A 12,400-nucleotide genomic window follows, 5' to 3' on the forward strand; every position below is an offset into this window, starting at 1 on the left:
ATTCAGATCAACATTTTTTCAAATTAAACGTAAAGAAATATTTCTCATGACAGATTTACATCACTTATCAATTCGTGAATTGTCTGAAGGTTTGGCTGGCGCTAAATTTTCTTCACGCGAATTGACTGAACACTATTTAAAACGCATTGAAAAAATCGATGCTCAAGTCAAGTCATACGTGACCGTGACAGCTGAACAAGCACTTGCGCAAGCAGATGCGGCTGATGCTGCAATTAAATCAGGCAATGCAACTGCGTTGACTGGTATACCAATTGCACACAAAGACATTTTTTGTACCCAAGGCATTAAAACCACTGCTGGTTCTAAAATGCTGGACAATTTTATCTCTCCTTACGACGCGACCGTTGTAGCGAAAGGTAAAGCTGCGGGCCTTGTCACTTTAGGTAAAGTGAACATGGATGAATTCGCCATGGGTTCGACTTCTGAAAATTCATTTTATGGCGCAACGGCTAACCCTTGGAACTTAAACCATGTTCCAGGTGGTTCTTCAGGCGGTTCTGCTGCGGCGGTAGCGGCTGATCTTGCGCCTTTCGCAACAGGTACAGATACAGGCGGTTCAATCCGTCAACCAGCGTCTTTCTGTGGTTTGACTGGTCTTAAACCTACGTATGGTCGTGTTTCACGTTTCGGTATGATTGCGTATGCATCATCTTTAGACCAAGGCGGCCCAATGGCGCGTTCGGCTGAAGACTGTGCTTACCTCATGAACGTGATGGCAGGTCATGATGCGAAAGATTCAACTTCGGTTGAAAAAGACGTCGATAACTACGTGGCGAACCTGAACGGTACAGCGGTTAAAGGCTTACGCATTGGTATTCCTAAACAATACTTTAACGTTGCCGGCTTAGATGCTGACGTGAAAGCACGTGTTGAAGAATCGTTGAAAAAGTTAGAAGAAATGGGCGCAATCTTGGTTGAGATTGACCTGAACATGACTGAAAGCTACGTACCAACGTATTACTTGATCGCACCTGCTGAAGCATCGTCTAACCTTTCTCGTTATGACGGCGTGCGTTATGGCTACCGTGCAGAAAACCCTGTGGATTTGATGGACTTGTACAAACGTTCACGTTCTGAAGGTTTTGGTAAGGAAGTTCAGCAACGTATCTTGATTGGTACCTACGCACTTTCTGCGGGTTACTACGATGCTTATTATGTGAAAGCACAAAAAGTACGTCGTTTAATTCAACAAGATTTCTTAAAAGCATTTGAATCTGTAGACGTGATTGCTGCTCCTGCTGCACCAACGACTGCGTACAAGATTGGTGCAAACTTATCTCCTGTAGAAATGTACTTGGGTGACATTTACACCATCGCGGTGAACTTGGCAGGTCTGCCTGCGATTAACGCGCCTGTTGGTTTTGACAAAGACAACTTGCCTGTTGGCTTACAGCTGATTGGTAACTACTGGTCAGAATCTCAATTGTTGTCTGTGGTGCATCAGTACCAACAAGCAACGGATTGGCATACACAACGCGCTGCGATTGCTGAGGAGAATGCATAATGTCTAAAAACGCTGCTAAACCAAAATCTAACCTGATTGATGGTTGGGAAGTTGTTATTGGTATCGAGATTCACACTCAGCTTGCAACCAATACCAAAATTTTCTCAGGCTCATCTACCACATTTGGTCAAGACCCAAATACACAAGCGAGCCTAGTTGACCTTGCAATGCCGGGCGTTTTGCCTGTACTCAACAAAGAAGTGGTTGATCTTGCAATTCGCTTTGGTTTGGGTATCGATGCTTACATCGACCAAGCTTCTGTATTTGCACGTAAAAACTATTTCTACCCTGACTCTCCAAAAGGCTACCAAATCAGCCAAATGGACAACCCGATTGTGGGCTTGGGTCATATCGACATTCAACTTGAAGATGGCACTGTAAAGCGTATTGGCGTAACCCGTGCTCACCTTGAGGAAGATGCTGGTAAATCGATCCATGACCAATTTGAAGGTCAATCTGGTATCGATTTAAACCGTGCAGGTACACCACTTCTTGAAATCGTATCTGAACCCGATATGCGTTCGGTTGAAGAAGCGGTTGCCTACATTAAAGCGATTCACACTTTAGTGCGTTGGTTAGGCATTTCTGACGGTAACATGGCAGAAGGTTCATTCCGCGCGGACTGTAACGTGTCACTACGTCGTCCGGGTCAACCATTTGGTACGCGCTGCGAGTTGAAAAACCTCAACTCTTTCCGCTTCATTGAACAAGCGATCAATGTAGAAATTGAACGTCAAATGGAAATCCTAGAATGGGATGGCACCATCGACCAAGAAACGCGTTTGTTCGACCCTGTGAAGATGGAAACACGCTCAATGCGTTCTAAAGAAGAAGCGAACGATTACCGCTACTTCCCTGATCCTGACTTGTTACCTGTGATCATTGCAGATGCGCAAATTGAAGCGGCACGTGCTGCATTGCCTGAGTTGCCTGCTGCACGCCGTGCGCGTTTTGTAGCTGACTTTGGCGTGACTGAGTACGATGCTCACGTGCTTACGCTTACTCGTGAAATGTCAGAGTTTTACGAAGACGTGGTAAAAGCTGCTGGCGGTGCTGCTCAAGGTAAAGTGGCTGCAAACTGGGTGATGGGTGAATTCTCAGGTGCCTTGAACAAAGCAGGCCTAGAGCTTCATGACTCTCCTGTATCTGCTGAAAAACTTGGCGGTATGATCGCGCGTATTGTGGACAACACCATTAACGGTAAGATTGCAAAGCAAGTATTCGGCTTTATGTGGGAAGAAGGCAAAACTGCGGACGAGATTATTGCTGAAAAAGGCTTGAAACAGGAAACTGATACAGGCGCGATTGAAGCGATTATTAAAGACGTACTTGCTGCTAACGAGAAGATGGTTGAAGAGTATAAATCTGGTAAAGATAAAGCATTCAATGGTCTTGTTGGTCAAGTGATGAAAGCAGCAAAAGGTAAAGCTAACCCTGCGCAAGTAAATGAATTGATGAAGAAATTGATTGGTTGATTTATTCGCTAATTAATTGATTTTATGTTATAAAAACCTCACTTAATGTGGGGTTTTTCATTTAGAGAATATAATGGCTGTAAAAACAATTTTTAATATTTCAGAAGAAAAAACAACAAAATTAGCGGTTTTAATTGATGCCGATAATGCTTCGGCAAAAGATATTGAGAATATTTTGAATGAACTGACAAAATACGGAGAAGCTACAGTTAAAAGAATTTATGGTAACTTCGTTAATCAAAATGGAAACTGGAAACAGGCCATTAATAGTCTAGCGATTAAACCCATGCAGCAATTTGCTTATACCACAGGTAAAAATGCGACCGATGGTTTTATGATTATTGACGCAATGGATTTACTATACACAGGAAGATTTGATGGGTTTTGTTTAGTATCAAGTGATAGTGATTTCACAGCTTTAGCTATTCGTATTAAAGAACAAGGAGCAACTGTTTACGGTTTTGGCAAGAAACAAACACCCGAAGCCTTTAGAAATGCTTGTTCACATTTCACCTATGTTGAAAACTTAAGTAATTACGAAGAACCACCTGTCAAAGAAACTCCACCCCAAGAAGTTAAAAAAGAAAATATCGCTAAAGAAGTACCAAAACAGCAGCTTAAAACAGAATCACAAACTCCCCTGCCTTTAAATATTATTAAGCAAGTTTTTGATAACCATGATACTGAATGGATTCCTGCATCTTCATTTACATCACAATGGAAATTACTACAAAATGATTTTGACCCAAGAAATTATGGATTTAAAAAAGTTGTAGACTTAATAAAAGATCATTCTGATATTTTTGAATATGAAGAACGAATTTTGGAAAATGGCCACAAGCAAATATATATTAAACTTAAATGAAAAAAGTATCCTCCATCGCAAAACTCGAAGACTTAGGACGTATTCAACTGTCAAAGTCTTTTTTTATGCGTGATTTCCTCTATAGCGAAATCGCAAACTGGTATGGTGTACCCAACTTCCCCGACCATCCTGACATTGCCATTCGAACAGGCACAGAACTCTGCCAACAACTGCTCGAACCTCTACAAGAAAAGTTTGGACGTATTGCCATTCGCTCCGCTTATCGCTCACCAAGCGTCAACCAACTTGGCAACGAAAAAGGACATAACTGCGCGAGTAATGAAAAAAACTTTGCAAGCCATATTTGGGACTATCCTGACGCAAAAGGCTACGGTGCAACGGCGTGTATATCATTCCCTCACTCATCGATTTAATTGAAAAAGACCCAAATAATTGGAAACAGATTGCATATTGGATTCACAATCACTTGCCATACAGTCATCTAGAATTTTTTAAAAAAGAAAATACGTTTTGTGCATTCAATATCGGTTGGCATGAGAAACCACTTAAAGAGATCAATAGCTATGTCACAGGATCTAAAGGCAAGCTGAAAGTAACGCATGAACCAAATCTAGACTATGAAAAATTTTATCCTGATTTGCTGTGATTTATCCCTCTTCCAATGGGAGAGGGAGCTTTCAAAGTGAATAAATACTTAAACGATTTTTTGGATATCCCCCCTCTCCTTTTAGGAGATAAGCAGCAGTGCTGCGCAAGGGAGAGGTAAATATTTAACTTTTTAAAACTTTGTGAAAAACATTAAAGTCATTAATAATTGATAACAGCTAGCCTACTAGACTCATCATAATTTGAACTATAACCATCTATAACTTTTATAAATCTAAATAAAAATATACAACTAAAGAATTTACAGCCTGCTTAAAACTGTCATTCCAATATGCTAAGGTAAATGAAAAATTGATATAAATCATATTTCAACAGAGGGTTACATCATGTCAAAACAAATTCTTATGCTCGTGGGCGACTATGCTGAAGACTACGAAACAATGGTACCTTTTCAATTTTTAGTTGGTCTTGGTTATACCGTTCATGCCGTTTGTCCTGACAAAAAAGCTGGCGACAGCATTGCCACAGCCATTCATGATTTTGAAGGTGAACAAACTTATAGCGAAAAACGCGGTCATAACTTTGCGATTAACTATGACTTTGATGCAGTTAACTCAGAAAACTATGTCGGCTTAGTGATCCCGGGCGGTCGTGCGCCTGAATATTTACGTATGAATACACGTGTGATTGAAATCGTACGCGAATTTGACGCGGCGAAAAAACCGATTGCAGCGGTTTGTCATGGGGCGCAAATTCTAGCGGCAGCCGATGTGCTAAAAGGTCGTACCTGTTCGGCTTACCCAGCATGTGCAGCCGAAGTTAAACTGGCTGGCGGTCAGTATGCAGATATTGCAGTCACGGATGCAGTGACCGACGGTCATTTAGTTACTGCTCCTGCTTGGCCTGCTCACCCTGCGTGGATGGCGCAATTTGTTAAAGCATTAGGCGCGACGATTACCATTTAATGCTTGAGTCAGCAAACTAAAACGCATTGGATCATCATCCATTTAGGGTGAATCCATAAAAAATGCTCCTTGTATAAAAGGAGCATTTTTTATTTACTCAAAATAAAATTAACGAACCACACCTAACTTATTCCAAATTTCTGGGGTTAAAAATTTGGTCACCAATTTATTCAAATCGACATAACGCAGTACGCCTTGTAATTGTTGTTTAATTTCAGGCGTCTTTAATATTTCATCCCCAGTAATACTACCAAGCTCTTGAAAACTTTCGCCTACAGCCTGTAGACCGTCGGCTTTAATTACGGCCTGCGTTTGCGTAGAACATTGCTCAACCAAGATTCGCTGCATCACTTGAGCCAGATTTTTATCGAGTTGCGTTTTTTGCGCATCACTGACATTACTGTATTGTTTTAAATCTGGATGCGCTGCCAAGGCAGAAAAGGTCCATTGCAAAACCGTGGTTTTATCTGCGGCAGTGGTCGATTTCACTAAACATTGACTGAGCTGATCGACCGTCGGACTCGCTAAACTCACTTGCGTCGTCCCAAGCATCATGAGCGTCAATAAAGCTAAACCTGCAGGTCGTGAAAAACGTAGATGTAATTTTTTAGATAAACCGTAAGCCATAGACCAAACTCCCAATACTTGAGTCACCTTTGTATCATGAAGTACTGTATTTGCTGTTTGGTCTATGTAACTCAACTATTCATTTTTGCTAGTCGGTGCATAGATGAGAGGATGAATCGTTGGCCTTCTATTCCAATACCAGTAAAAATGTCCGTGGGTATCGAGCAAACTATGGGTGGTCAATGTCGATTTATTGCTATCCCCTCGCCAGCAGGCAAGTGCTGCATTACGGTTATTATGTAGGTCAATAAACTCAGGATTCGAATATTTGGGTTTCGCAGGAATGTATAAAACATCTCCCGGATTGACCCATAAATCTGCCAAGTAAATCTTACCTAGATTTGGAAAATAGCGTCCCACTGAGATGACCAGAGGCAATTGATCCTGATCGGTCGAGCAAAAAATATGCGGAAAGTCATGATGTTCTAAATCAGTAGCCACAAAAGGAAATAAGGTTTTTCCACTACAGTCAGGCTTACCGCCGTCTAGATAAGCAAAACAATGACCTGCCATCATGCCGTATTCATAATGAATTTCTGACAGTCGTTTTTGATTTGAATGAATCTGAATCGCTTCATCTGCCTGAACTAAGGTGATACCAAAAGCTGCCGCGGTTTCTTTGGTCGCCACCAATGGCATAAACTCGAAGTGTTGCCCTTCAAATTCAAGCTCCGTTTGCTCCCCCCAATTGGTAATTTTAGTCGAAATTTCGGAAGGTACATCGTAGGGATTTCCCATCGTCATTTTCGCATTGGTGGCTGACTCTGTAATTAAATGAATCCCCGCCCCAAGTGATGCTAAATATGTTGGATGCCCACGATCATTCAAAAAGAAGGGTGTTTGCTCGATATCAACTAAAATTTCTGTCAATTCACGGTCAAATAATGGTGCATTAAAATAAATTTCATTTACTGAACTCATGGTTTTTCCTTATTATTTTTAAAACTTTATCTGAGTACATCATTGGATCAGGATAAAAGCCTATTTCCCCAAATGGCTTTTATCCTGTTGAAGTTTATTTCATACGATTCAACATATTTTTTGCCCCTGCATGGTTATAGTTGGTCGCTAAGTTTTGTAAGATGCCTTTTGCTCTTGCATTGGCGTTTGGATAACTTTTGCTATATGCAGGCACTGAGGTTAAGCATTTTGCAACGAGCATACCTGATTCAGCATAGGCTCTATTGGCATTTGCACCATTTAATTTGCCATAGCTATAAGCGCGCTGTGCATTATTACAAGCGGTGACTTGATTTTTTCCGGCATTCAGGTCACGTCGTGCATTCACATATAAGCGCATTTGTATCTGTTGCGATGTTTCTGCAACTGGTTTCACTACAGGTTTTTTTTCAGGCTCTTTGGCTTTGGTTTCTTTTTTAGTCTCTACTTCTTTTTTTGCTTCCTCTTTCGCATTGCTTTTTGTTGTCGTTGCTTTTGCTTTGCTTGGTGTGGCTTTTTTAGCTACAGTTTCTTCTTGTTTATTATAGTTTTTGCGACGTTCTTCGGGTCCAATAATTGCTGTATACAAACTCACTAAGCGGGTTTCAGAACGGTCATTCGATTTACGCTCTGAAACGGGTTCAATAGCAACCATCCAACGTTGTCCATCTGCCTGACTACACTGAAACACACCTGTGCTCTGTTTTATACTGCTATAGGTCGCTAATAATTTACGACTCCATGCATTTTTGACTTGGTTCAAATTGCTTTTATTCAGTTGAATAAATTTGCCATTTTTGGCTTGGCAGTAACTGCTCATATTTTGCTTGGGTATGAGCGATTCTGCTTCCATATTTTTCTTTTGTGGTCCCCAATCATAGACGTATTCTTTCGCCTTTCCATTTGAGCTATTTAGCCCTTTTTGATTGATCACTTCTTGTGGTGATGCATAATGATTAAATGAATTTGGGTTTAAACTCTGCATGGTTGTACAACCATGTAATGCAAATCCAATACTCCCCACCCATAAAATTGCCTTTAAATTCACAGCAAAAATCTCAAAAAATTCACCCTTAAAAAATAGCGTAATTTAGTGCCTTTCACAATTTTATAATCTTGATTTTATTTATTATTTTTATAAATTTAATCACTAAAATCGCATACGTATGAGATGTATACACATGTTGTTCACTTTAATTTGATGAATTTCACATTTTATTTGGATCTAGAGGGTTTCTGAGAGCCATAAAAAAGAGCCTCCGAGGAGGCTCTTTTCTGATTGCTTAAATTCTATTTAATTAGAATAAAAGCTGGTTATTATCTAACAATTCTTGAAGTGTGGTATTTACATTTTTCAATGTAAGCAACTCAGTTTCAGTATATGTCGAATCAGTCGAACTGCCATCACGATCAATACGAATCACAGTATCATTACCAGATGTATTAACTTTAATATAATTACCAACATAATTAATGTCAGTAGCTGACGTACTTAATCCATCTTGCAATAGAGCATTTACATCAATTCTATCACCCTCTGTTACACTGAAATTATTCCAAGTATCGTGACCATTTCCACCACTATTATCATCAGATAATAAGTTGAAGATGACAGTATCGGGTATACCTGCATAAGTTGAGTAGCTATCATCATAAGCACTACCTGTAATCGAAGCACCTATTCCGATATTCAAGTTTGTAGTGTCTGTGAAACCACCCGTATCACTTACGGTATAAGCGAAGCTTTCGGTCTTACCTATCTCACTATTCATAGCAGTATATGTGTAATCACCATTCGCTTTCACATTTAAAGTGCCATAAAGACCATTAATATCTACAGAATCTTGATTTTGTAGCAACACATCATTTTGATAGATGTGTCCATTCTCAAAGCGATATGTTACTGCACCTTGCTGAATGCTGAAAGTTGCTAGATCAGACACAGTGTCGTTTTCTAGTAAATTACCTCCTTCACTATAAATACCATCTACAGTTGTGAAAGTGTTTAATGATGTTTCAGTAACCTGAATGGATGTATCAACTGCAAACTCACCATTATTTGAATGTAGCGCAGCTGCTGCATTGATTAAAGTTTGAGTATTGCCCACAGCTGGGGTACTTTGTGTTGTAACATTTTTCACTTCAACGCTAATCGTATAATCACCTGCAATTAAATTATTAACTGGAATACTTGCCATATAGTAACCATCGGCTCCTAACGTATTGTCAGTTAGCGTTAATGTACCCGTTATCTCTACGCCATTTTGCCCTGAGATCGTGTAAGTCGCAGTGACAATCCCCCAGTCTTCAGATACTGATGTATTAAGTACAGTATTTAATAATTTCGCATTAATATTCAAATTTCCATTTGCAACTGTATCACTAGTGACTGTAAATTCTTCAGATAACTGATATGTATTGGTAAAAGTGGTCGTCACTGTCACTGTTCCAAATGATGGTGTAGAAGTACTTACAGCTTTCGCTTCAATTGCGTTATTTGTATCCTGTACTTTAGACAACAACTCACTGACTTTATTGGTCTGAACAATTGATACAGTTATATCATCGTCCAGTGCCTCAACAGTAATCACACCATCAGCTTGATGATCATCTTCATCCCAAACAACTGTTGCGCCTTCTGCATCAGTACGGATATTGAGATAGGCTTGAGATGTATTTCCTGCTGAATCAGACACTGTATAAGTGAATGTATCAACCTTGCCTACATCATTGGTATCACCATTACTTACATAACGATATGAACCATCTGCCTTCATATACAGAATACCGTAGTTACCTGCGATCGCAGTTTCTGTATTATCAGTTGCAATTGGTGTATTCAGCGCATATGTCGTTTCAGCAGAAATAACAGCTGTTACCTTCATACCATCACCAATATCAGCGATATCAGTACTTGACCCATTTTCCAATACATTGCCTGTTGCTTCTTTTGTTGAATATTGGGTTGAATCATTGATGCTGATTTTAGTTCCACTGAGAAGATTTAAATCAACAAATCCTTCTAATAATGAATTTAAGAATCCATCAATAGATGTAGAAGAAAAGCCTATTGTGTAATTGCCTTCTGGAATATTGGTAAACTCTACATTATCTGCCACCAATCGTGTAGTTAATAACCATGGCTCTAGTTTTAAAGCATTTTGTGCTGTTGCAACAATTTCACCTGTATCTATATTAATTAATAAAAGATTTGCATAAGTCACAGAACCAATAGACACATCAATACCTGTTGTTCCACTTACACCAATAGAAATATCTTGAGTAGTATCTCCATTAACTGTGAATTTGAAACCATTAGTACCTATGTTTACATCAACTACTCCTGATAACACATCCGCACTCAGCAACCCAAATGTATAACCATTTACACCATTTAAGTTATCTTCTGTCACCGTATCTAGCACATTAACTTTATTTAAATCATCGTTGGCGAACAAAACTGCTTCAACAACTAAGCCTTGTGTAATGGTATTTTCGTTACCCGCCGTATCCGTCGCTTTCACTGTGACGTTATAGCTACCATCTACTAATTCAGGCAGTTTGCCATCAGCAAGTGTCCATGTACCATCACCATTATTTACCGCTTCATAATCAATACCATTGACAGTCACAACAACTGTTGCAGTAGGATCATCAATCGTACCTTCTAATGCTGGCGTACTATCACCTGTTGTAGCAGTATCGAGTGTAATAGATGGTGCTAAAGCATCAACAATCACACTTGCTGGTTGAGATGAGTTATTTGCATTATCAGTTGCAATCGCACTAATTACAGTTCCGTCTGCCAAGCCTGGATTTGTGATTAACCAAGACCCATCAGCAGCAACTGTAGTTCTGCCAATTTCATTACCATTTTCATCTGTTACGACTACTGTTGAACCTGCTTCTGCTGTACCTGTAATGTCATTTGTGCCATTTACAGGATGAATAACAGGAGTATCAGGAGCATAGTGATCTAAAATATTGATGGTTAGAGTTGCTGTATCCGTAGTTACACCATCTGCACCCAACATTGTATAAGTGAATACTTCAGATTTTCCGATTGATTCAAGCTTGCCATTTCCAACATACTCGTATGATCCATCAGCATAGATTGTTAATACGCCATACGCACCATTAATTGTTACCCCTGCTGCAGTCACAGTTTCTGCTGTTTCTGTTCCGAATTGGATGTGAGTAACTGTTGCCGAACTGCCATTATTGTCGTTGTCTAAGACATTATCTGAGACTGTGTCATTTTCAAATGTTATAGACGTTACTTCTGTCTTAATGTCAGTTTTTTGCAATAAAGTTAAAGTGTTTGAAAGCAGTGCTGTTGCTGCTGCATCAACAATTGTATCTAACAAACCAGTTACACTGAAACCGAGTATAGAAATCGCATTAGCATTACTTAAGAGACTTTCGTTTAATGCACCAACAAGTTCATCTACTGGTAGACCATTCACTAAAGCGAGCACAGGCGGTAATATGATATCTGTCACCAATGTTGCGATCGCACCACCACCTAAAGCATTACTAACAGCATCAAGAATGACTTGTTGATTATCAGCACCTAACAACACACCAGCATCACCAAGTTCTTGAAGTGAAACACCACCACCATCTGTATCAAGTAAATTGGTTAATGCACTTGCGTCATTACTCACTACGACATGATATGTACCTGCTGGTAGACCAGTTACATTTGCAGTTAATGTATTGTCACCAGTAATACCTAAGATATCTAACCCAGCAACATCACCGACTAATTCAGAATCGTTTGTAACTGCTGAATACACAACATTTCCATTGTCATCATACACATCAACACGATAAGCATCTGCGACTGCAAGCAAAGATGTTTGTGAGACAGATATTGAAAGTGTATTTGTTGAGCCTGTAAGTGTTACAGCTACACCACTATCAACGCCACCAGTTGACTCAAGTAAATTAATCACCTCAATACTGCTATGGTTTTGAGAAGTAACCGTTGTTTGCTCTTCACCTAGATCAAGGTCTTTTTCATCATCTATTGCGTCCCGTAAAGTTACCGTAGGAATTTCGATATTCGTCAAGAGATCAATACGGTCTTGGAAACCGCCTGCTTCTGTTGGGAAGTCTGTCGCAATGCCATCTACCGCTGCTTGTGCTGCATCTTTTGCTGCAATCGCATCAGCTAGGTCTTGGGTTAATTCATCCACTTCTGCTTGCGTCACTGCATTGTCTGCAATCGCATCAGCTAGGGCTTGATCCGCTGCTGCATACGCTGCCTCTGCCGCTGCTACCAAGTCTTCTACCGCTGCAATTTCAGTTGCATCATCAACACCGTTGTTGTTGCTATCCGTTACCGCTGGAATCACGATATCTGTCAACGCATCAATACGGTCTTGGAAACCGCCTGCTTCTGTTGGGAAGTCTGTCGCAATGCCATCTACCG

Annotated in this window: 9 protein-coding genes; 5 read left to right on the plus strand and 4 right to left on the minus strand. The window is 40.0% G+C overall.

Translation table 11 applies throughout. The annotated features are described in order from the left end of the window. Nucleotides 1-46: 46 nt before the first annotated feature. The 5 genes from gatA to FTU62_RS14860 all read left to right on the plus strand — a co-directional run bounded on the left by gatA (nt 47) and on the right by FTU62_RS14860 (nt 5,397). Complete coding sequence (gene gatA, locus FTU62_RS14840; RefSeq protein WP_180103066.1) at nt 47-1,525, plus strand: Asp-tRNA(Asn)/Glu-tRNA(Gln) amidotransferase subunit GatA; 1,479 nt, start codon at nt 47-49, stop codon at nt 1,523-1,525. Beyond that, complete coding sequence (gatB, locus tag FTU62_RS14845) at nt 1,525-3,000, plus strand: Asp-tRNA(Asn)/Glu-tRNA(Gln) amidotransferase subunit GatB (RefSeq protein WP_180103067.1); 1,476 nt, start codon at nt 1,525-1,527, stop codon at nt 2,998-3,000. Before gatA ends, gatB begins: the two co-directional genes overlap by 1 nt. 73 nt (nt 3,001-3,073) lie before the next feature. Then, nucleotides 3,074-3,865: an NYN domain-containing protein gene (locus FTU62_RS14850; RefSeq protein ID WP_180103068.1), complete on the plus strand. Its 792-nt coding sequence runs from the start codon at nt 3,074-3,076 to the stop codon at nt 3,863-3,865. Next, entirely contained in the window at nt 3,862-4,239 is a 378-nt protein-coding gene (locus FTU62_RS17510; protein ID WP_257223235.1) for a hypothetical protein, read from the plus strand. The genes FTU62_RS14850 and FTU62_RS17510 overlap by 4 nt, the downstream gene beginning before the upstream one ends. 579 nt (nt 4,240-4,818) lie before the next feature. Beyond that, nucleotides 4,819-5,397 (plus strand): DJ-1/PfpI family protein, encoded by a 579-nt coding sequence (locus FTU62_RS14860; RefSeq protein WP_168379042.1) that lies wholly within the window; start codon nt 4,819-4,821, stop codon nt 5,395-5,397. Between the two features lie 108 nt (nt 5,398-5,505). Here FTU62_RS14860 and FTU62_RS14865 read toward each other — a convergent pair whose 3' ends face one another. The 4 genes from FTU62_RS14865 to FTU62_RS14880 form a co-directional block, all read right to left on the minus strand. Next, nucleotides 5,506-5,952 (minus strand): hypothetical protein, encoded by a 447-nt coding sequence (locus FTU62_RS14865; protein ID WP_257223236.1) that lies wholly within the window; start codon nt 5,950-5,952, stop codon nt 5,506-5,508. A gap of 147 nt (nt 5,953-6,099) precedes the next feature. Next, nucleotides 6,100-6,945: a hypothetical protein gene (locus tag FTU62_RS14870; protein WP_180103069.1), complete on the minus strand. Its 846-nt coding sequence runs from the start codon at nt 6,943-6,945 to the stop codon at nt 6,100-6,102. 94 nt (nt 6,946-7,039) lie between these two features. Beyond that, nucleotides 7,040-8,011 carry a hypothetical protein gene (locus FTU62_RS14875; protein ID WP_180024043.1) on the minus strand — a complete coding sequence of 324 codons (972 nt, stop codon included), beginning with the start codon at nt 8,009-8,011 and terminating at the stop codon, nt 7,040-7,042. Between the two features lie 250 nt (nt 8,012-8,261). Continuing rightward, nucleotides 8,262-12,400 (minus strand): S-layer family protein (locus tag FTU62_RS14880; protein WP_180103070.1); only part of this gene is annotated, 4,139 nt, incomplete at its 5' end.

This window comes from Acinetobacter sp. YH12126, assembly GCF_013418745.1.
Taxonomy (GTDB): domain Bacteria; phylum Pseudomonadota; class Gammaproteobacteria; order Pseudomonadales; family Moraxellaceae; genus Acinetobacter; species Acinetobacter amyesii.

Bases quoted from the DNA above. Each gene is read 5' to 3' on its own strand.
- gatA (WP_180103066.1), top strand. From the start codon at position 47: ATGACAGATTTACATCACTTATCAATTCGTGAATTGTCTGAAGGTTTG.
- gatB (WP_180103067.1), top strand. From the start codon at position 1,525: ATGTCTAAAAACGCTGCTAAACCAAAATCTAACCTGATTGATGGTTGG.
- FTU62_RS14850 (WP_180103068.1), top strand. From the start codon at position 3,074: ATGGCTGTAAAAACAATTTTTAATATTTCAGAAGAAAAAACAACAAAA.
- FTU62_RS17510 (WP_257223235.1), top strand. From the start codon at position 3,862: ATGAAAAAAGTATCCTCCATCGCAAAACTCGAAGACTTAGGACGTATT.
- FTU62_RS14860 (WP_168379042.1), top strand. From the start codon at position 4,819: ATGTCAAAACAAATTCTTATGCTCGTGGGCGACTATGCTGAAGACTAC.
- FTU62_RS14865 (WP_257223236.1), bottom strand. From the start codon at position 5,952: ATGATGCTTGGGACGACGCAAGTGAGTTTAGCGAGTCCGACGGTCGAT.
- FTU62_RS14870 (WP_180103069.1), bottom strand. From the start codon at position 6,945: ATGAGTTCAGTAAATGAAATTTATTTTAATGCACCATTATTTGACCGT.